The following is a 20,982-nucleotide window of genomic DNA, read 5'->3' as shown; positions in this document are numbered from 1 at the left end:
TCCGAAATTTTAAATTATAAATTTTGAATTTTAAATTATTTTAAATGAAAAAAGATTCATCTAAAATTTATAATCTGTAATCTAAAATTCCTTAAGATGGATCTACTAAGAATAAAGGTTGGTCATACTCTACAGGAGTAGCATCGTCAACTAAAATTTTAACAATTTTTCCGCTGATTTCAGATTCAATCTGGTTGAATAGTTTCATTGCTTCAATAACACAAACTACTTTACCAACAGAAACATCGTCACCTACATTTACAAATACATCTTTATCAGGAGATGGTTTTCTATAGAAAGTACCAATCATTGGAGACTTGATCGTTACATATTTGCTGTCATCAGATGCAGCTTCAGCTTTCTCAGCAGCAGGTGCAGCAGCCTGAGTTGCAACAGGTGCCGGAGCAGCTACTGCTTGTGGAGCAGTGTGGTATACTGCAGGTTGTGCATAAACAGTATCGCTTCCAGCTAATGGAGTTTTAATAGTGATTTCGAAATCTTTAGTCTTGTACTTCACTTCTGAAACTTCAGCTTTAGATACAAACTTGATAAGATTTTGTATGTCTTTAATGTCCATAAATTTGATATTTGATTTTGGGTCAAAGATACCAAAAAAACGTAAAAAACAACAAAAAACCGCCAAATTTTATCAAAATTGGGCGGTTTTTGTATTAAAATGAGGCTTTTTCAATGAAAAGCGACTCTTAGTTTTCTTCAGTAGCAGCTACTTCTTTTTCCAATACTACTTTACCTCTGTAGTAAAGTTTTCCTTCATGCCAGTGAGCTCTGTGGTATAGGTGAAGCTCTCCTGTTGTTGCATCTTTAGCTAATTGAGGAACTACAGCTTTGTAGTGAGTTCTTCTCTTATCTCTTCTTGTGGACGATTGTCTTCTCTTTGGATGTGCCATTTTCTAATAACTTTTTTAATTGATGAGCGATGAGATTCATCATCTCATCATATTTAAATTATTCTATTTAATTATTGTCTTTTAATTTTCTTAAAGCATCCCATCTAGGGTCACTTTCATGTTCTTCTTCTTCAGTTACCTCAATATCTTTAGGACTGAACTGGTCAAGAATTTTAAGATCTTCATCACTTACATTGGGTGAAATCTTTTTCATCGGGATAGAAAGCATTACATTTTCATAAATCAAATGTGCTACATTGAAAGCATGCTCTGCAGTAGGAATAGTAATAACATCTTCATTGCTGTCATCATATTCTTCCCCGAAATTCACCAAAATTTTGATTTCATTTTCAATAGGATAGTCGAAATCTTCATTTGTGATATCACAAACTAACTCAACCCATCCATTAATTTTAATCTCAAATTCCAGAAAAGTAGTGTGTTTATCAAGTGATACCTTCACTTCTATTCTAGGATTTGTAAATTCCTGCTCAGTGTCAAATAATTGAAAGAACGTATTATCTATCTCAAACTTGAACTCGTGTCTTCCGTTTTTAAGTCCGGAAAAGCTTACGTCATAGTTTCTTAACTTGTCCATAAAATGAGTGTGCAAAAATATGCATTTTTTTTATAATAACAAATAAAATCTGAAACAAATTAATTTAAAATTTGTTTTAAAGATTTATGCTTCAGTTTCCTCTGGTAGATCTTCGTCTATTCCGTTGTCTACAGTTATTTTTCTAGGCTGCAGGCGGTCGCTCATCAGTTCTCTGTATTCACTTCTGTTTTTGAAAACTTTGATAGCCGTGAAGATCGCTTCTGTGAAACTTTGTTCATCAGCGATGTTTTTTCCTGCGATATCATAAGCAACTCCGTGATCGGGAGATGTTCTGATAAAAGGAAGTCCTGCGGTATAATTTACTCCTTCTTCGTACGCTAATGTTTTGAAAGGAGCCAGCCCCTGATCATGATACATTGCGAGTACGGCATCGAAATTTTTGTATTTGTTCGGTTGGAAAAAGCTGTCTGCAGGGAAAGGTCCGAATGCCAATATTCCGTTGTCAGAAAGTTCTTTAATAGTGGGGCTGATAATTTCAATTTCTTCATTTCCGATAACACCGCCGTCTCCTGCGTGAGGATTTAACCCCAATACCGCAATTTTAGGCTTTTGAATACAGAAATCCTCTATAAGAGTCTGATTTAATACCCTGATCTGTTTCTTTATTTTTTCCTTGGAAATATTTTCAGCTACCTGAGCAATAGGAATATGATGGGTGGAAACAGCTACTTTAAGATCTTCAGTGACAAGGAACATTAATCCCTTTTTGCTGAATTTCTCTTCAAAATATCCAGTGTGTCCGGCGTGTTTAAAGCCCATTTTTACCATCTCATCTTTGTTGATAGGAGCGGTTACCAGTACATCAATATCTCCTTTCATCAAAGCTTCAGTAGCCGCTTCTAAAGAATCAATCGCCATTTTTGTGGATTCTTCAGTAGGAACTCCCAATTCTACATTCACGTTTTCTTTGGTAAGGTTAACCATATTGAGTTTTCCTACCTGTGCCTGTGAGGCCTCGTTAACATAGTTGAAGTTAAGATTCAGGTTAAAAATATTTTTCTGATAAGTGAATAATTTTCCCGAACCAAAAATTACAGGAGTGAAAAAATCTGTAATAGTTTTGTCTTTCAGAGACTTCATGATGATCTCCGGACCGATGCCGTTGAAATCACCGATTGAAATTCCTACTCGTACTTTATGGTTTTTTGGGCTCATTTTGATTATCTTTGAAGATTATAATTTACAAATTTAGCAAAAAATAATATGTTCACAGGAATTATTGAAGCAGTTGGTGTTATTGAGAAGATTGAAGAAAAAGGAAGCAATATAGATTTCACCCTGACATGCCCCTTTACAAACGAACTTAAAATTGATCAGAGCCTTGCACACAACGGCTGTTGCCTTACAGTTGTGGAGATAAAAGACCATCATTATGTGGTTACAGCGATCAATGAAACATTGGAAAAGACCAATCTTGGAAAATGGGAATTAGGAACAGTTGTGAATCTTGAGCGTTGTATGAAGATGGATGGAAGACTGGATGGTCATATTGTTCAGGGACATGTTGATAAAACCGGTGAAGTGGTGAGTATTGAAAATAAAGACGGAAGTTATTTTATCACCATGAAATATGAAAATGACGGAAGTTTTGTGACGGTACCTCAGGGGTCAATTACAGTAAACGGGATCAGTCTTACGGTTGCTAAAAGCGAGGACGATCAGTTTTCCGTAGCCATTATTCCTTATACCTGGGAATTTACGAATATGAAACATTTGAAAATTGGTGATACAGTAAACCTGGAATTTGATATTATTGGTAAGTATATTGCTAGGTTAATTAAAAAGTAGAATGTCAATAAACAAGTATAAAGGATATAGCTTAAGGAATCGGGTATTCTTCGGTTTCTTACTGGTATGTTTTTTAAGTGTCGTTGCTACATCTCTTGTTCCTTACTTTGTGCTGAGAAATCATTCTTTGCAGCAGAGTAATATCGATATGCAGGACAAGACCAATGCGGTAATGCGGTATCTGGATTATGCGGTAAGTCAGACACTTATAGAAACAAAAGATCTTCCGGAAGTTTTAGGGAATAAAATCTTTGAAATAGCGGATATCAACCAGCATGATATTTTTATTTATGATCTTAAAGGACACTATTTGCTTTCCAACAAAGATGAAGGTTTAGTTGAGCAGAAAACAATTCCTATAGAGATTATCAATAAAATCCTGTCTACTGATGCAAGAGTAGATATGATTAATTATGATGCTGCTAAAGATGCTAAGCTTACTTCTTCTTATCTTTTGTTGAAAAACAATGAACTTGAACCTATCGGAATTGTTTATATTCCTTTATACCACAATGAATCTGCTTATCTTGAAGTTCTTCATCAGTATGTAAAATATATTCTTTTAGTCGATATATTCCTTATTCTTTTTAGTATATGGATCAGTTGGGTTACGTCTAACAGCCTTGCGAAAACCATTACGAAATTCTCTGATATGATTACCCGTATTACATTGTTTGAAAATGAAATGCGTCCCATCAGGTACTATAAAAATGATGAACTTAATGCTTTGGCGAGAGCTTATAACAGAATGATTCTGCAGATTCAGGACCAGAAAGAAAGACTTAGGTTCAAGGCATCTGAAGAAGCGTGGAGAGAGATGGCTAAGCAGGTGGCTCATGAGGTGAAGAACCCATTGACTCCAATGAAGCTGACCATTCAAAATTTTGAAAGAAAATTTGATCCTGAAGATCCCAATATCAGAGAGAGAGTAAAACAGATGAGTAAAACGATTGTAGATCAGATTGACCTGATTGCTACTGTAGCCTCGGCATTCTCAGAATTTGCGAAACTTCCTGAAAAAAATAATGAAGTTATTAATCTGAATACTGAAGTTGAAGACATTCTCCGTGTATTTAATGATGACAGTATTTTCATGCATGCCAACAAGACGAATATTATGATCAATATGGACAGAATTTATCTTTCCAGGATTATAACCAACCTTGTTACCAATGCGAAACAGGCGGAAAGTGATGAAAGAAAACTGATCATTAATGTAGATGTGGAACAGCACCAGAGACGAGTGATTATTTCTGTTCAGGATAACGGAATAGGAATTCCTGAAAATATGTACGAAAGAATCTTTGAACCGAATTTTACTTCTAAAAGCAGTGGAATGGGGCTGGGGTTGTCTATGGTGAGAAAAATGATTGAAGATTATAAAGGAGAGATCTCTGTAAAATCTGAAATAGGAAAGGGATCTACCTTCATTATTACACTGCCTACCAATTTATAGTGAAACCTTTTACCTTTAAGCAATTTAAAATTGAGCAGTCTAAAGACGTCTTCCGTGTAGGAACAGACGGGGTTTTGCTTGGCGCTTTAGCTAGTGTTGAAAGTGCTTCCAGTGTTTTGGAAGTAGGAACGGGTACAGGCTTAATTTCTCTTATGCTGGCCCAGAGAAATCTTCATGCTGAATTTTTGGGACTTGATATTAATGAAGATGCAGCAAGGCTTACCAGACTTAATTTTGAAAACTCTCCTTTTCATACAAGGTTGCAAAACAGACATCAGGATTTTAAAACTTTTGAAACGAAAGATCAGTTTGATCTTGTTGTTTCCAATCCTCCATATTTCGAAGAGTCGGGGTCTGAAAAAGATAAAATTGCCCGTCAGACGATTGAGTTAAACTTCGTGCAGCTGATATCCAAAGCATCTCAGCTTTTATCAAAAGGTGGGATTTTTTCTGTCATTATTCCTGTTGAGGCTGGAGAACTTTTTGTTTCAATTGGGAAAGAAAATAATCTGTTTCTGATCCGAAGAGTGCATATCAAAGGAATTGAAAATTCAAAAGCAAAAAGGCTGATTCTGGAGTTTTCATCAGAAGAAAAAGACATTGACGAATCTGACTTTATTATAGAAAAAAGTCCGAGACAATACTCGGACCCATATCTTGAACTCACCAAAGAGTTTCATGTTTTTAAGTGAAGAAGTTAGAAATTAGACTTTAGAAGTTAGTTATTTCTGAACTCTTTATTTTTTATTCTTATTCAAATAACTCAGATGTATCCAATACAGAAACTTTCCCGTCTTCACATCTGATGGCTTCACCAGGGAAGTTTTGAATCATATGATAATCATGTGTTGCCATTACCACTGCAGCGCCATTTTCAAGAGCTACCTGCTTTAACAGGGTCATAATTTCGTTGGAAGTTTCAGGGTCAAGGTTTCCTGTAGGCTCATCGGCTAAGATAAGATCAGGGTGGTTAAGAAGAGCTCTTGCGATGGCAATACGTTGTTGCTCTCCTCCGGAAAGTTCGTGAGGCATTTTGTGCTTTTTGCTTTTCATGTTCACGCTTCCTAAAACCTCATTGATACGGTCTTCTATTTTTACTTTGTCATTCCATCCTGTGGCTTCAAGAACAAACTTCAGGTTCTTTTCAACTGTTCTGTCAGAAAGTAACTGGAAATCCTGGAATACGATTCCTAGCTTTCTTCTAAGGTTGGGAATATCAGATGGTTTTAGTTTTGCCAGGTCAAATCCTACCACAGCTCCGTGTCCTGATGCCAATGGAATGTGTCCGTAAAGCGTTTTCAGAAGAGAACTTTTTCCGGAACCTGTTTTTCCAATAAGATAACAGAATCTACCTTTTTTAATGTTAAGATTTACATCAGAAAGTACAGTGAAGTTTTTTTGGGCAATCTTTGCGTTTTGTAAACTTATGATGTTTTCTCCGGAGATATTTGTATGTGGCATAATTTAATTTTAAAGACTATTTCTAACAAAAATATTTCAACTTTTAAAAATAGAAAAAGATGTTGATACAGCCTAAATTTTAGTAAATTTTAACAACAAAAAATGCCTGAAAAGGAACTTCTCAAGCATGTTTTGTATATGATAATGTAGAATTATCTCTTAGCGCGTGATGCACTTACAGTTAAACTCTTTCTGCCTTTAGCTCTTCTCGCAGCCAAAACTCTTCTTCCATTTGGCGTAGACATTCTTTCTCTGAAACCGTGTTTGTTTCTTTTCTTTCTTTCTGATGGCTGGAATGTTCTTTTACTCATTACTATATGTTTAAATCGTAATTAATCTATTAATTTTCAGGTTGCAAAGATATATAAATTTTTATAAGTTACAAATTTTATATATCTTTTTTTAAAATTAAATGTTGCGTTTTTCAGTCGGGTATTGACAAACCCTCATGGAAAAACCATTTTCCGGTACAAAAATAATATTTAAATGATTTATATAAAAGCTCTATCTTTGAAAACTTTAATTTTAACGAAAAATAAACACCGGATGTTTACACCAGCAGAACTTTTAGATATCAATACATTACTTACCCAGGAGAGCAAAATAGTTATCCTTACCCATTACAATCCGGATGGAGATGCTATTGGGTCAAGCTTGGGATTGAAACATTATCTGAAAGCCAAAGGAATTCATGCAGAGGTTATCGTCCCTAATGATTTTCCTAAGTTTCTGAAATGGATGCCGGAATCTAAAAAAGTTATCATTGCTGAGTACAAAAGAAAACTGGCTTCTGATATGATTGCAGGAGCAGATGTTATTTTCTGCCTGGATTTTAATTCTCCTTCAAGAATCGGATTGTTGGGAGACTGGTTGATAAAAGCTCCTGGAAAGAAAATTCTTATTGACCACCATCAGCAGCCGGAAAAATTTGATTTCGTTTATTCTGATACGGTAATTCCTGCCACTTCACAGATGATCTATCATTTCATTGAGGCAATGAATGATGAAAAACTGGTGAATCAGGATATGGCGGAATGTCTTTATACCGGAATTATGACGGATACTGGAGGTTTCCGTTTTCGTTCTACAAGTGCTACCACGCACAGAATTATTGCCAATCTTATTGAACATGGTGCAGATCCTGCCATGATCACCTCTAATACCTGGGATACCAACACAGTTTCCCGACTGCATTTACTTGCTTTGGTTCTGGGAAGAATTGAGGTAGTGAATGAGGGAACAGTAGCTGTATTAAGCCTTACAAGAAACGAGCTTAAAGAATTTGGATTCCAGAAGGGAGATACGGAAGGATTTGTTAATTATGGTTTAAGCATTGCCGGAGTGAAAATGTCTGCATTCTTTATGGAAGATCTGTATGAGGATTTTGTTAAAATTTCATTCAGAAGTAAAGATGATGTGGATGTGAACCAATTCTCAAGAAAATATTTTAATGGTGGAGGGCACATCAATGCTGCCGGAGGGAAATCTTTGGATTCTTTAGCCGGAACTATCGTGAACTTTAAAGCTAAAGTAAAAGAGGAAGGGTTATAATGGGATGAAAAGCTGAAATAGCTTATCCATTCCCGGTTTCTTAAACTTATTAACTTTTGCGAAACCCTTTTTCTTCAAGTTCCAGACAGGTATATTCGTAGACCTGCTGAAACATTTCATCCATATACCTTTTGTTGAAAAGACTGTACTTCGTCATTTTAGGCGGATCTAAAAATATATTGCAGTATTTCGCTTTAGAATACACGGATTTTGCGATGGCCAAATGGAGAATCCTGTCAAATTCTTTCATAAGACTCATTTTATTGAGTTCATCATAGCTGATCGAGTTCACATGGGATGCAATCAGGAAGTTGCATTTGTCCATAATAGGCTCAATGGGAAGATTGTCAAGAACGCCGCCATCCACATAAATTTTTTCACCAATTCTTACCGGAGGAAGGATGAAAGGAACACTGGAAGAAGCCAGCAAGGGACCGAAAAGTTCTCCTTCAGAAAAAAAGTCAACAATACCATGAGTCATCTCTGTGGCTGCAACATACATAGGGATTTCTAAAATACTGAAATTGTCTTCCGGGAAATAATCTTTGAAAAGTTTTAAAATAAAATTAGAACTGAAAATTCCATTTTTTGATAATTTTAAAGCTGATCTGGAGAAAAAAGAGGTTTGTCTCACAATTTCCATCATCTCATCCGGTGTTTTTCCAAAAGAATAAAAAGCGCCAATGATAGATCCCGCACTTGTTCCGGAGATAATGTGCGGCTTCAGGTTGTATTCTTCCAGCGCTTTCAGTACGGCAATATGGGCAATTCCACGCATTCCTCCGCCTGAAAGTGTAAGTCCGATAACCGGTGGTGCCGGTGGTTTCTTTTTTTTGAATGAGAATAAAGCCATTACAAAAATTATCCTCTACTAATATACAGGATTTTTTATTAAACACGGCTTTAATATATGATGAAAACAATGTTATAAGACCAGCTTCTTAGGAAGATTATGAAGAAGTTCTGTATTGATGATTTCAGCACAGATACCCGGTTTTTCCCAATGCCCGTTGTGTCCGCAGTCCAGGATATAAGATTTGATATTGGTTCTGTCCGGAAGATGTTTAATCATCATGTCGGTTTTTACAGCATTGTCATGTTTCCCTGCCAATACTAAGATTTTTGCTTCCAGATTTTCCAGAACATGTTTTTTGTCGGTTCTTTCTACCATACCTTTTACACAGGCAAGTGCCCCCATATTGTTGGTGGAAAGTGCGGTTTCAAGAGCGGTTTCAATTTTCCCTTCCAGGATATCTCTTTCATTCGGATTGAATAAGTTGGGAATTCCGGCTCTGGCATAGTGGGCAAATGCATCCTTTATAATTCTGTAGCTTTTGATACGCTGTTGTTTTTTCTCTTCATCATCCGGAAAGTAAGTAGAGAAAAATAACGTTAAAGTTTTTAAAGAACTGGGATATTTTTCAGCAAAGGCAAGCGAAGTATAGCCTCCCATGGAATGTCCCAGAAGGTGAACTTTTTCTAAATTCTGATGGTCTAAAACTTTTTTTACTTCCTCAGCCATCAATTCCATGGTGTGAACTTCAGCCTGAATTTCAGACTGCCCGTGGCCGGGAAGGTCAATTTTGAGCAGTGAAAAATCTTTAGAAAGATGAGACTCCATATCGCTCCAGATGGTCAGGTTTTCCATAAATCCGTGCAGAAGTACTAAAGTTTCTTTTCCGTTTCCTTTTCTTTCAAAGTTTAGCATAATTCCAAAGTTATAGAAGGTTAAAATAATACAGCAGGTTGCGTGCTGCGGATCTGTTTCTCCTTTCAAATTTAGTCAAAAAAAGAGCATTTTTACAATGCTCTTCGTCTTTTATTGAGTTAATTCCTTGTAAATCTTTGTTTCCCAAGGCTTGATATCTGTTACGCCATATCGTTCCTTTTTGGAAATAGCAAGATTGTCCAGCATGTCTACAAAATTCTTATAATTAGCTTCATCTGTTGGTTTTACAATAACAGTGAAGTTGTTGGGAACCGGAGCATTTTTATAGGCTTCAGCAATGATTTTTGAAATTTTTATTCCACTGAAATCAGTTTCTTTAAGGGTTCCTGCATTTAAATCTTTAGCATTGCTTTGATGATAAAATACACGGTTGTCTTTTCCAAGGATAAAGGTAATCTGATTTTTATCTCCTATTACCGGAATATCCTTAGGGTGAGGGTTAGGATCTTTTGCCGGTAATCCCAGATCCATTACGTTGGGTTTTGTAAAATTGGTAGTGAACATAAAGAATGTGATGAGCAGGAATCCCAAATCTACCATAGGAGTCATATCTACTCTGATCATTTTTTTCTTTTGTTTGCTGCCTTGTTTTTCTTGTGCAATTACTTCTGCCATGATTAATGTTTTTAAATGTTAAACGGTATTTTTTTTGAATAATTCTTACAAAACACATGCCTTGTTTGTGAAGTAATCAATAGATTCATGAATTTATTGATTGTTTTTGTGCTGAATTTGAAAAAAAATCCTGTTTCTTTTACTCTTTTTATGATATTGAGTTTGAATGGCTGAAATATTGACAAACGGCTTACCTGTTTACTGTTATTTTCTTTGAAAGAATGATTCCGTTTTTATTTTTTATCTGTACCATGTAAATTCCTTCAGAGAATGTATTGGTATTGATTTTTATTTTTTTCTCATTATACTTTTGAGAGAATATTTTTCTTCCCAACATATCGATAATATCAATACTGCTTTCCTGTGGCAGATGATCTGCATAAAAGAAATCTTTTGCCGGATTGGGGTAGAGGTTAGGTTGAGCAGTCTTCTGGCTTTCTGAAATTCCTAATTGTTCCTGATTTAACTTAACTACCCAGGCATCAAGTAAACCATGATTTCCTGTAACATCTCCGTCTATAGATTCTGTACTTCCTGAAATAATATAACCATTATCATCAGTTAGCTCTACAGCAGTTAAGTTTTCATAATTACTCCCTCCCAGAGTCTTTTCCCATTTCAGATTTCCGTTACTGTCCATTTTTATGATCCAGCAATCATTATTTCCATGATTTCCGGTTACCTGTCCGTTATTGGAAGCAGTCCAGCCCGCAAAAATGTAATCCCATTCGCTTGTCTGCCGGATTGCTATGCCATTATCATGAGCACTTCCTCCAAAATATTTATCCCACTGAGGAATACCATTACTATTTAATTTTACCACCCAATAATCAGGAAGTCCGTTTTCAGAATGCAAAGGATTAAAAGAAGTTCCCGCAACAATGTATCCGCCATCAAAAGCCTGCTGTACAGAAGAAGCTATATTATTACTATTATTTCCTAATGTTTTTTGCCACTGCATATTTCCTGCGTAGTTCAGTTTTACTACCCAAAAGTCGTAACCGCCATTGTTTCCGGTAACATGACCGTTATTGGAAGTTGTAGATCCCGCAATAATATATCCGCCATCAAACGTTTGCTGTACAGAAGAGGCTTGGTCGCTGCCGCTTCCCCCTAATGATTTTTGCCATTCTATATTTCCGCTATTGTCTAATTTTACAACCCAGTAATCCTGTCCTCCCTGGTTTCCACTCACATCTCCATCATTAGAGCTTGACCAGCCGACAGCAATATATCCGCCTTCAACGGTCTGTTGAATAGACAGAGCCTGATCGAGATTACTCCCACCTAAAGACTTCTGCCATTGTATATTTCCATTAGCATCCATTTTTACAATCCAGAAGTCATAGTTTCCATGATACCCGGTAATATCTCCATCATTTGAGTTGGATGATCCGGCAACAATATATCCCCCGTCTATAGTCTGTCGGATAGATTGTGCAGTATCCAGATTACTTCCCCCGAGAGATTTTTGCCATACTATATTTCCGGCCGAATCAAGTTTTATGATCCAATAATCTCCTTGTCCGTGGTGGCCGCTCAAATCTCCATCATTGGACATAGAGTTTCCTGCAACAATATATCCTCCGTCAGAGGTTTGCTGGATAGCATTTGCGGATTCACTCTGGCTGCCACCCAATGCTTTCTGCCATTGTATAGAAGGAGCAGTTTGGGCTGTTATTATTGAAAAAGTAAAGAATAAAAGAGTAGATGTTAAATGTTTCATATGTATTTGAATAAGTGATGGTTATTCAAATGTAATTAATTTTGTACTACGTTTGGTGTTTTATTGTTTATTTAATTCATTAAAATAAAAAACTCACACGGTAAAGTGTGAGTTTTTTAAATGATATGTGAATAAATTATTTATTCTTTTTATAGAAGTTCACCCCGCATTCCAGGAATTTTTTGAAATCCTCTTTCGGCATATATCCTGAAACAGGAGTATTAATTACTTTTCCGTCAGGAGTGATTAAAACATAGTGAGGCTGGGAATTATTGTTAAAGTTCACCTGTTGGAATAAACTCCATCTGTCCCCAATTGTTTTTACCTTTTTGATCTGTCCGTCCCCAAGGTCAATTTTGGTTTTCTGATCTTCAGGAAGCTCTTCCTTGTCATCCACATAAAGAGAAGCCAGCACTACGTCATTCTGTAGGATAGGCAAGATGTCTGGTTCACTCCAAACAAACTCCTCCATTTTTCTACAGTTTTCACATCCGTACCCGGTGAAGTCAATTAAGATCGGTTTATCTTCTTTTTTAGCCAGTTCTATTGCTTTGAAGAAGTCGTGTTCCGGATGCATTCCTAAAATTCCGTCTTTTTCATCATGGAAATAACTTACATTCAGAGGAGGTAAAATTCCGCTTAATAACTGAAGCTTCGGACGATCAGACGGGATTAAACCTTGTACCAGGTAGATGACAAAACCGATTCCCAATACACCCAATACCTTTCTTGTGATTGAGATTTTAGGCTTTTTATCATCATGTGGGAATCTGATCAATCCTAATAAATATAATGCTAATCCTAAGGCAATAATGATCCAGATTGCAATGAAGAGTTCCCTTTTTAAGAAGAAGGTTTTAGAAACAAGATCTGCTTTAGATAAGAACTTCAATGCTAATGCCAGTTCTACGAACCCTAACACTACTTTTACGGTATTCATCCATCCTCCTGATTTCGGAAGACTTTGCAATGCCTGCGGGAATAAAGCCAGTAAACCAAAAATAATTGCCCATGCCAGCCCGAATCCTGCCAATGCAAAGGTTAGCAGCATAGGAACATTTGTGGAACCTGTTACTGCACTTCCCAGTAAACTTCCTAAAATAGGTCCTGTACATGAGAAAGAAACAATTACCAGCGTTAATGCCATGAAGAAAATACCGATAATTCCTCCTGCCTCTTCCGCTTTAGAAGATTTGTTGGCAATAGAACTCGGGAGTGTGATATCATAATATCCGAAGAAACTTCCGGCAAAGAAGATGAATATGATAAAGAAAGCAATATTCAGCCATACACTGGTGGAAATCTCGTTGAAAACATTTCCGGCAATCCCATCAATAATGTGGAAAGGAATACTTAGTAAAACGAAAATAAGAAGGATGAAAAACCCATAAATAAGAGCATCTCTTTTTCCTTTTGCTTTGTTTTTGCTTCCTTTGGTAAAGAATGAAACGGTCAGTGGAATCATTGGGAAAACGCATGGAGTAAGCAAAGCGATTAATCCCCCGATAAACCCAAGGAATAAATACGTCCAGTAGTTTTCATCCACTTTGGTAGAAGCTGCACCACAATCCGTCAATGGTTTTTTGAAATCAATACTTTCAATTTTCAGTTGTTTAGGATCCAATTTAGAAGTTTCTGTAATCGTAGCTTCTGTTTTTGCAGGATTTTCAGTTATTGTCTCAACTGTTTTTACAGAATCTTTTGCAGGAACCGCTTCCTCAGTTGCGGTCTCTTCTGTTGCCCCTTTGGGAGTAACTTTTTGATTGAATTCTAAGGTGTTGGGAGCCAGACAAACTCTGTCGTCACAGGTCTGATACGTAATCTCAGAAGTGACATCTGCAGGTTTTGTCGGATCTTTTAATTTAAATTTTTGCTTAAATCCAGCAGAATTGGAGTAGAAAACAATTGTTCCTCCAAACGCTTCAGAAAATTCTTCATGTTTTTTCCCGACCTCGGTAAATTTTCCAATCAGCTCAATGTTTTTTCCGGTAACTTTATATTCGGTAGGAATACCTGTATCTTCCGGTAAATCTTTGGAGTAAATATGCCATCCGCTTTCCATAGTAGCATTCAATACTGCTTCGTACTGATTGTTTCCAAGATCGTTGATGGTAAATTTAAACTTTACGGGATTTTTTATCTGCGCATTAATTCCTGTCGCTAAAAAGAGTAGAATTAATAAAAACCAATTTCTAAATTTCATTGTTCCTTTCATTAAAAATTTTGAGACTCCACTTTGTCTTCTCATTCTTTGTATATCTTCTATCCTGTCTGAAAGGATGATCCCCAATGGAGAATCATTGCTGTCAGTCAGTATCCAGATTTTTTGCCTCGCTAAAATAGATAATTTTTCGTCCCTAAAAAACTTAGAAACTTTCTTTTTTTAAGCCTGATGTCTAAAATATTCTGTCTTCCGCCTTGATGGCAAGAGACGTGTCACTTATTTTATCCTTCAAAATGATTATTGATTTTGTCAATTTTATCAATTTTGTTGATTGAGGATTATGATTAGCATCTTTTGCCAATACAAAAACTTTCTGTTAAAATCAATTCAGGTTCTTTAAAATATCTTCTACAAACGCTCTCTTTTTATAGTCTGTTTCAAAATGCCTCCATGTAATTTCTTTACTTTCATTAAGGATGAAGGTTGCCGAAACAGGTAGTCTTCCGGAATGATCTGACCTGCTGTCAGCAAAATCCTCCTTTAATTTTGAGTTGTAGAGGTTAAGTGTTTCACTGTCAGGAGTGTAAAGAACATCGAATGCTTCTGCAATTTTATATCCCTCATCATACAGAACAGTATAGTCTGTCTTTGTTTTGTTAATGGTCTTTTCTATAAATTCAGGTTTTTCAGGAGAGATAATAACAAGTCTTGCATTTTTCGATTTCAGTTCAGGAGACAGCTTTTGTAATGTTTCAATGTATTTGTTACAATAAGGGCACCATTGTCCACGGATAAAAACGATCACCAGTTTTTGATTTTCTTTGGATGAAGAAAATGTATTTCCCACATGGTCTTTTGCATTGAAATTATCAATTTTATCTCCAACCATTTTTCCTTTTACCTGATCTAAAGTCTTGCCGGATTGAGACATCCTTTTCCCCAGCACTGAAGCTCCCACTCCTAAAAACTGTTCAGCATTATAATATCCGAAATCATATTGAACCAGTTTTCCTTTTGAATCCAGGAATAAAAAAGAAGGATAATTTACCACTTTAAACTCTTTGGCCAGGTTTATTCCTTCTTTTTCTGCATCCAGGGCAATATTAACAAAATTTTTGTTGAACATCTCTCCAATTCTAGGATCGGTAAAGGTGTTTTTTGCCATGAGCTTACAAGGTCCGCACCATGTGGTGAACAGATCAATGAAGATCAGTTTATTTTCTTTTGCTGCGATTTTTTTCGCAGCCTCCAAATCAATTTTTTGAAAATTGATGCCTGCACTTTGTGCTCTCAATGAAATTCCTACTATTATAAGAAGACTCAATACAATTTTTTTGAACATATATTCTTTTCTTATGATGTTCCCTGAAAAAGAAAAAAATCACCCACAAACTCTAAGTTTTTATGTAAATGTTTGATTTTCAGATGAAAAAAACACTTTTGTTTTTAATCTTTTTAATTTGCTCTACACATTTATACTTTTGATTCTGAGCATTATGCTTGCTGGAATATTGATATTTATCCTGAATTTCTTCGATACTTTTGTTTTCAATAAAAATGTCATGAATCAGATTCTGACAATGGGAAGAGATTGACTTAATATAACCAACCAGTTTTTCCCAGTAATACCTTTCATTTTCAATGGCATCACTGATTTCCTCCTGGTGTTCTATGAAATAGCTTTCCGGAGATTCTACATAAAAGTTTCTGTTTTTTAGTTTTTTAAACCAGAGATTTTTTACAATTCCGATAATATAATTTCCCAGACAGGTCTGAACTTTGAAGTCATCAGCATTGAGTTTTTCGTAAAGAATCAGTAATGCATCCTGGAAAATATCTTCTGCATCTTCCAAATTACCTTTATTCTTGATTATAAAATTTTTAGTATAACCGAAATACTGTTGGTATAAAATTCCAAAAGCTATATTGCTGTCTTTCTTAAAATCATCAACAGCTAACGAATTAGTTGTCTTTCTGTCCACTTTACAGTTATCTTTTTTTGCGTAGTTCTGTCTGTCTGATATCTGCGATCCTGTCTAAGGGGGATGACTCCCAAAATATGGTTTCCTGAATCACAGAGTAACCAGATCTTTTCCTTGATTAATGCAGATAATTTTTCGTCCCTAAAAAATTTAGAAACTTTCTTTTTCCCTGAAAACCCAGCCGGATAAAATTCATCTCCATCCTGTTGCTTTCTCAGAAGGAGAGGGAATTGAAGTTTTTCAGCATCAAAGTCCCATTCAAATCTTTTACCGATCCTGTCAATGTTTTCAATAGCATTTACGAGGTCAATGCAGATTTGGTTTTTGGAAAAATCAAAATTTTTGATCAGTACTATTTCTTCCGGAGTTTCCTGTTCTTCACTTTTATCAATGAAAATAAGTTCATCACGGTTGACAATCAACTGGTATTCTTTTGAAAAGAAAGAACTGTTGTTTTCTGCTGTAAAAATTTTGGGGATTTCTTCCTCCTGACTGAACCCATATTTTTTTAAGATTTCAAATTTTACGAAATCACTTTCCTGATCCAGCTTTTCCTTTGATAGGATTTTATAGTTTTGGTTAAATATCGTGAGTTGATTTTCTATCTCCTGAATCTGTTTATGGACAAAATCTTTAGTCTGATTGAGATACAAAGAACTTTTCCTGAAGTTTTCCAGAAAGTGCTCGTTGGTTTCCATAAGCATGGGAACAATCTTATTCCTGATCTTATTTCTCAGATAATCATCTTTTTTGTTAGAAAGATCTTCCCGGAATTCGATGCTGTTCTCTTCAGCAAACTGATAAATTTCTTTTTTGGAAAAGTCTAAAAGAGGGCGAAGTATGGCATTATCATTTGATGGAATTCCGCTTAGTCCATTGATTCCTGCGGCTTTGGAAAGATTAATGATGAAAGTTTCCAGCTGATCATTGAGGTGATGGGCTGTAACAAGAAATTCCAGGTTTTCTTTTTTCTGGATTTCTTTAAAAAAGGTATACCGTAGTTCTCTTGCCCAAAGCTGAATAGAATTTTCCGGTTTCTGATCTTTTGCTGAAACTTCATACAAATGAAATTTTATATGATTTTTCTCACAAAAATCCTGCACTGTTTTCTGATCCAGGTCTGAATCATGACCACGAAGTTTATAATTGATATGGGCCACCTGAAACCGGAATTTTGAATCCTGAATTTCCTGCCCGAAATCCCTGAACAAAGAGGCTAAAACCATAGAGTCCGCACCTCCGCTTACCGCCAGAAGAAACGTGTGGTTTTCCGGTTCGTATACGAGATTTTTTAATTGGTTGATAAAGGTTAATTTTTTCAACATATATGTTGAGAATTTCTTTTATGCAAAGATAACCGATATAATTCAATTGAATTTTCCTAACTTTGAGTAGTCTAAAAATGATTATTTATGAAGATTTTAAAAGTTTTAGCAGTTTCTGCAATGGCGCTGGGGATGACATCTTGTGTCAGCAAAAAGCAGTATGATGCTTTGAGCACAAACTATAAGCAGTGTATTGAAAATATTGGAGAAAGACAAAGAGAAATTCAGGATTTGAAATCTCAGAACTCTGCATTGTCAGGTGAAAATAACTTGTTGAAAAGCCAGCATGATGCTTTAAAATCATCTCTTGATGCATGTTTATCCAATACAGGAAAAAGTTCTGCTAACATTGATAAACTGGTAGGTGAAATCAATGCTTCCAATTCTTATATCAAGCAATTGATCTCAAGCAATGCTAAGAATGACAGCTTGAACCTTGCATTGTCTAACAAACTGAAAAGATCTTTGGATAATGTATCGGATGAAGATGTACAGGTAAAAGTATTGAAAGGAGTAGTAATGATCTCTCTTTCAGACAAAATGCTATACAAAACAGGAGACTACAATATTTTACCTGCAGCTCAGGAAGTGTTAGGTAAAGTAGCAAAAGTAATCAACGATTACGATAAATACTCCGTGTTAATTGAAGGTAACACCGATAACGCTCCGTTGAACTCTCCAAATCTTCCAAGAGACAACTGGGATCTTTCTGCATTGAGAGGTACTTCTGTGGCTAAAGTTCTTCAGACTCAGTTTGGAGTAGATCCTGCAAGAATCACAGCTGGAGGACGTTCTGAATACAATCCGAAAGCTACTAATATGAGCGTTTCAGGAAGATCGGAAAACAGAAGAACTGAAATCATCATTATGCCTAAGCTTGATGAGTTTATGAAACTGATGGATATCGCTCCTAAGAAATAATGATTAAACCATATATCAAAATAAATCCCGAAGCAATTCGGGATTTGTTTTTTTATGAGTTAACCTGTTTTGGAATATACTCCACAGAAATTTTTTTCTTTGAAGAGGTGACTTCATACTGTTCAAAATAAAAATTGGTGATATTCCAGACGATCATAATAGCTGAAAAATAATATAAATTGAGAACAAGTGCAATTCCTATATGCATGGAGACTGTAAGGAAAAGCCATGTCTTTTGTGTTGGTTTATACCAGATGAAAAATGGATAGCACATTTCAATGATAATCGTACTCCATCCGATGAAGCTTAAAATATAAGAATGTTCTGTAAGCCAGCTGAAATCAATATTCAGATCCCTGTTGGAGTAGGGAAGATGAATAGCTTTCCAGATAGATTCTCCATTCCACCAGTTAAAACCTAAAGCTTTGTCCAATCCTGAAAAAAAATAAGCCATAGAAATATGAATCTGAAATAATCTTTTAATCGGCATAATGTTGATATCTCCGATTGTTCTGCTGAATATAAGATTCCTAAGGGAGAAATGCTGATCAGCAGGAAAAAGAATCAGGTAAAATAAAGACATGCTTGTGAAAAAGTCTGCACCGTACGCAAAGAATGAACTTCCCTTGAGTAATGCAATCTGCAGTATAAGTAAAAGAAGCGCAGAAACTCTGGAATAAAGCCCGGTAATGATTAAGATACACAATGTAATAAATGATATTTTGGTCATCACAACTGTTGTACTCTCTTCAATACCGAAGCCCTGTAAAAAGGTGACAATTTTTGAGAAAGTAATCAGCCAGTCAGGTGTGAAAACACTCATAATATCTTGTGGAATGATACTGCTGCTTGAAAATAATTTGTCAAAATCCGGTATCACTGCGATAAATTGTAAAAGGATAACACTTCCTATAGCAACACGGAAGAAGCTTAAGAATTCTGTTTGATTATCCTGTTTGAAAAAGAAGTTTTCAATTTTGGTATAAAGTACACTCAGCTTTTTCATCACTTTAATGTTTGAATTCATCAATAAGAATCAGATTTTCATTTGTTTTTCCCTGTTTGAAATCTGCAATGGTAGGGTAGTCGTACAGATAGAGGCGCGTTGTGACGCTTGCTGCTTTCGGATTTTCCTTCATGACATGTGCAGCGATCTGCCTGATAATAATATCCAGATACTGATAATATTTGCTGTCATAGCTTTTTTTGTCAGAGATTTTATCAAGAAACATATTAAAAACAGTGGTATATCTTACTCTGCTTTCTTTGTTTTTGAAATAAGGCAGTTTTTTTTGTTCAAGGATATTTCCCTGCTGATCTTTCAATTCAAAGCTCATTACAAAATCACTGGCAACATTAGGAGCATAGAAACCATATCCTGTATCAAAACCCGTATAAGAAGTAAATATATTAACGGGTTTCGACTGGGCAATGTTTTCCGAAATACTATAAGCCAGCGGTTTTTCATAGTTTTTGTTTTCATAATAAAAACCGTAATAGCCATCAAATGTTCCTTTCAGACCAATAACAAAGACCACCAACAGAATGATGAAAATTCCGGATAACTGAAGTTTTCTTTTCATGGTAAAAGATTTAGAAAAGGCTGTCTTTAAGCTAAAAACAGCCTTTTGAGGTTATTTGTAATTGAGCAATACATTATTAAGTTTTACATTGATTCTGGGATCAATAGCTGTATTGACTTTGTAAGATTTCATGATTACATTGGTTAGGTTCTTTCTTCCCATAGTTGGCGGGCAAATGGTGTATTCTTCGGCACCTCTTACCGTTAATTTACTTAAAGATGAAATGTCCTTCTGACTTAATAATGCAGCGTTGGTAGCAACCTGATTGTTTTGAATAGCATAATAATCTGCTCCCAGTTCTTTAGCTCCGTATTTTTTCAGAATTCCTTCCACTTTAGCTCTTAAATCGCCATATTTTTTCCAGTCGATATTGGCTTTCATTAAGCATCCACGGATCACATACTGTCTGTTGATTTTGTAGATAATAAAATTAGTCCCCAAACTATTCTGATGAAGTTTTTGCAGGCTTAATAAACTCTTCATGTCTTCATCAGAAATTTTTTTGACATCTTTCAGAATGTAATTATTGTCTACAATGTAATTGCCTTTCTCTTTGTAAAAAGACATTTCCTGAGGTTTTAGCTGGGAAAATATAATAACAAGTCCCACTATTGCTCCAATTAAAAATAAAGTCTTTGTTTTCATGTGGTTGTTTTTAAAATATCCCTACTCTGTTTTAGGATTTTCGGGTTCCTCCTTTATTTGAATGTTTCATGGTTGGAAAACTTATATCAAAGGTAGAGGCATAGCAGCAGTAATATACAGGTGTTTTTCCTGTTTTTTATAAGGATTTTGACTTTTGAAGTGAAGCTGAAGAAGATTATTTTTCAGGAATAATGTCTATTCATGAGCATTTCAGGCAATGTGATGTTACTTAAAACATAAATTCTGAAAAAGACGTGTAGATAGAACTTAGCAAAGTTCTGTTGAATAAACTGTAGTGAAATAGGCTCCCGTAAGGAAATTAAGAAGGTTAATCCGGAGCTCGGGCAGAATGATTGGTGTAATGGAAGAAGAAACAATCTTGATGTAAAGCAAAAATAAATCCCGAAGGTGGCCGGGATTTATTTTTTAATCAAATTAATTCTTCTTTTTTCAAGAGCGAAATAATTCGTTGCAAAAATGAAGTGGATATTTCTTTCTTAGTTTTTGCT

22 protein-coding genes are annotated in these 20,982 nt (G+C 35.6%); 5 read left to right on the top strand and 17 right to left on the bottom strand.

Annotated features, from left to right (window positions below):
• Positions 1-91: 91 nt before the first annotated feature.
• The 4 genes from accB to pdxA form a co-directional block, all read right to left on the bottom strand.
• Positions 92-577: an acetyl-CoA carboxylase biotin carboxyl carrier protein gene (gene accB / locus ODR02_RS21810; RefSeq protein ID WP_209786863.1), complete on the bottom strand. Its 486-nt coding sequence runs from the start codon at positions 575-577 to the stop codon at positions 92-94.
• A gap of 127 nt (positions 578-704) precedes the next feature.
• Positions 705-908 carry a 50S ribosomal protein L32 gene (gene rpmF, locus ODR02_RS21805; RefSeq protein WP_002976251.1) on the bottom strand — a complete coding sequence of 68 codons (204 nt, stop codon included), beginning with the start codon at positions 906-908 and terminating at the stop codon, positions 705-707.
• 67 nt (positions 909-975) lie between these two features.
• The gene (locus ODR02_RS21800; protein WP_209786864.1) at positions 976-1,506 is read right to left on the bottom strand and encodes a YceD family protein; all 531 of its coding nucleotides are present in this window, start codon (positions 1,504-1,506) and stop codon (positions 976-978) included.
• Positions 1,507-1,590: 84 nt separating this feature from the next.
• Positions 1,591-2,682 (bottom strand): 4-hydroxythreonine-4-phosphate dehydrogenase PdxA, encoded by a 1,092-nt coding sequence (pdxA, locus tag ODR02_RS21795; RefSeq protein WP_309513542.1) that lies wholly within the window; start codon positions 2,680-2,682, stop codon positions 1,591-1,593.
• A gap of 48 nt (positions 2,683-2,730) precedes the next feature.
• On the opposite strand from pdxA, the gene ODR02_RS21790 reads away from it, so the two are divergent.
• The 3 genes from ODR02_RS21790 to ODR02_RS21780 are packed head-to-tail and all read left to right on the top strand — an operon-like array spanning position 2,731 to position 5,463.
• Positions 2,731-3,315 (top strand): riboflavin synthase, encoded by a 585-nt coding sequence (locus ODR02_RS21790; RefSeq protein ID WP_209786866.1) that lies wholly within the window; start codon positions 2,731-2,733, stop codon positions 3,313-3,315.
• A 1-nt stretch (position 3,316) separates the two neighbouring features.
• Positions 3,317-4,771, top strand: coding sequence for a sensor histidine kinase (locus ODR02_RS21785; RefSeq protein ID WP_209786867.1), 1,455 nt, complete (start codon positions 3,317-3,319; stop codon positions 4,769-4,771).
• On the top strand, positions 4,771-5,463 hold the full coding sequence (locus ODR02_RS21780) for a tRNA1(Val) (adenine(37)-N6)-methyltransferase (RefSeq protein ID WP_309513541.1): 693 nt from the start codon (positions 4,771-4,773) through the stop codon (positions 5,461-5,463). Before ODR02_RS21785 ends, ODR02_RS21780 begins: the two co-directional genes overlap by 1 nt.
• Before the next feature lie 58 nt (positions 5,464-5,521).
• Here ODR02_RS21780 and ODR02_RS21775 read toward each other — a convergent pair whose 3' ends face one another.
• Together ODR02_RS21775 and rpmH are read right to left on the bottom strand one after the other, a co-directional pair.
• Positions 5,522-6,232: a cell division ATP-binding protein FtsE gene (locus ODR02_RS21775; protein ID WP_105681706.1), complete on the bottom strand. Its 711-nt coding sequence runs from the start codon at positions 6,230-6,232 to the stop codon at positions 5,522-5,524.
• 152 nt (positions 6,233-6,384) lie between these two features.
• Positions 6,385-6,543 (bottom strand): 50S ribosomal protein L34, encoded by a 159-nt coding sequence (rpmH, locus tag ODR02_RS21770; protein ID WP_040997588.1) that lies wholly within the window; start codon positions 6,541-6,543, stop codon positions 6,385-6,387.
• 235 nt (positions 6,544-6,778) lie between these two features.
• Between rpmH and ODR02_RS21765 the strand changes: the two genes are divergently transcribed.
• Entirely contained in the window at positions 6,779-7,783 is a 1,005-nt protein-coding gene (locus ODR02_RS21765; protein WP_309513540.1) for a DHH family phosphoesterase, read from the top strand.
• A gap of 49 nt (positions 7,784-7,832) precedes the next feature.
• On the opposite strand, the gene ODR02_RS21760 is transcribed toward ODR02_RS21765, so the two are convergent.
• The 8 genes from ODR02_RS21760 to tilS form a co-directional block, all read right to left on the bottom strand.
• Positions 7,833-8,636, bottom strand: coding sequence for a patatin-like phospholipase family protein (locus ODR02_RS21760; RefSeq protein ID WP_209786870.1), 804 nt, complete (start codon positions 8,634-8,636; stop codon positions 7,833-7,835).
• Positions 8,637-8,708: 72 nt separating this feature from the next.
• Entirely contained in the window at positions 8,709-9,491 is a 783-nt protein-coding gene (locus tag ODR02_RS21755) for an alpha/beta fold hydrolase (protein ID WP_209786871.1), read from the bottom strand.
• Positions 9,492-9,602: 111 nt separating this feature from the next.
• Positions 9,603-10,127 carry an ExbD/TolR family protein gene (locus ODR02_RS21750; protein WP_209786872.1) on the bottom strand — a complete coding sequence of 175 codons (525 nt, stop codon included), beginning with the start codon at positions 10,125-10,127 and terminating at the stop codon, positions 9,603-9,605.
• 190 nt (positions 10,128-10,317) lie between these two features.
• Entirely contained in the window at positions 10,318-11,853 is a 1,536-nt protein-coding gene (locus ODR02_RS21745) for a T9SS type A sorting domain-containing protein (RefSeq protein WP_309513539.1), read from the bottom strand.
• Between the two features lie 136 nt (positions 11,854-11,989).
• On the bottom strand, positions 11,990-14,056 hold the full coding sequence (locus ODR02_RS21740) for a protein-disulfide reductase DsbD family protein (protein WP_309513538.1): 2,067 nt from the start codon (positions 14,054-14,056) through the stop codon (positions 11,990-11,992).
• A 343-nt stretch (positions 14,057-14,399) separates the two neighbouring features.
• Positions 14,400-15,359, bottom strand: coding sequence for a redoxin domain-containing protein (locus ODR02_RS21735; RefSeq protein ID WP_309513537.1), 960 nt, complete (start codon positions 15,357-15,359; stop codon positions 14,400-14,402).
• Between the two features lie 79 nt (positions 15,360-15,438).
• Positions 15,439-15,999: an RNA polymerase sigma factor gene (locus ODR02_RS21730; protein ID WP_309513536.1), complete on the bottom strand. Its 561-nt coding sequence runs from the start codon at positions 15,997-15,999 to the stop codon at positions 15,439-15,441.
• Positions 15,972-17,324: a tRNA lysidine(34) synthetase TilS gene (tilS, locus tag ODR02_RS21725; RefSeq protein WP_309513535.1), complete on the bottom strand. Its 1,353-nt coding sequence runs from the start codon at positions 17,322-17,324 to the stop codon at positions 15,972-15,974. The genes ODR02_RS21730 and tilS overlap by 28 nt, the downstream gene beginning before the upstream one ends.
• A gap of 87 nt (positions 17,325-17,411) precedes the next feature.
• Between tilS and ODR02_RS21720 the strand changes: the two genes are divergently transcribed.
• Complete coding sequence (locus ODR02_RS21720) at positions 17,412-18,245, top strand: OmpA family protein (protein WP_105681698.1); 834 nt, start codon at positions 17,412-17,414, stop codon at positions 18,243-18,245.
• Positions 18,246-18,297: 52 nt separating this feature from the next.
• Here the strand turns inward: ODR02_RS21720 and ODR02_RS21715 are convergent, their stop codons facing one another.
• Genes ODR02_RS21715 through ODR02_RS21705 form a run of 3 tightly spaced genes read right to left on the bottom strand, consistent with a single transcriptional unit; the run spans position 18,298 to position 20,473 of the window.
• Positions 18,298-19,251: an HTTM domain-containing protein gene (locus ODR02_RS21715; RefSeq protein WP_309513534.1), complete on the bottom strand. Its 954-nt coding sequence runs from the start codon at positions 19,249-19,251 to the stop codon at positions 18,298-18,300.
• Positions 19,252-19,255: 4 nt separating this feature from the next.
• Positions 19,256-19,828 (bottom strand): hypothetical protein, encoded by a 573-nt coding sequence (locus ODR02_RS21710; protein WP_309513533.1) that lies wholly within the window; start codon positions 19,826-19,828, stop codon positions 19,256-19,258.
• A 51-nt stretch (positions 19,829-19,879) separates the two neighbouring features.
• Entirely contained in the window at positions 19,880-20,473 is a 594-nt protein-coding gene (locus ODR02_RS21705; protein ID WP_209786879.1) for a hypothetical protein, read from the bottom strand.
• Positions 20,474-20,982 lie beyond the last annotated feature (509 nt).

Origin of the sequence: Chryseobacterium sp. CFS2, assembly GCF_036543225.1 — a bacterium.
In the GTDB taxonomy this organism is placed as follows: domain Bacteria; phylum Bacteroidota; class Bacteroidia; order Flavobacteriales; family Weeksellaceae; genus Chryseobacterium; species Chryseobacterium culicis_A.
This window is presented reverse-complemented; position numbering and strand designations above follow the sequence as displayed.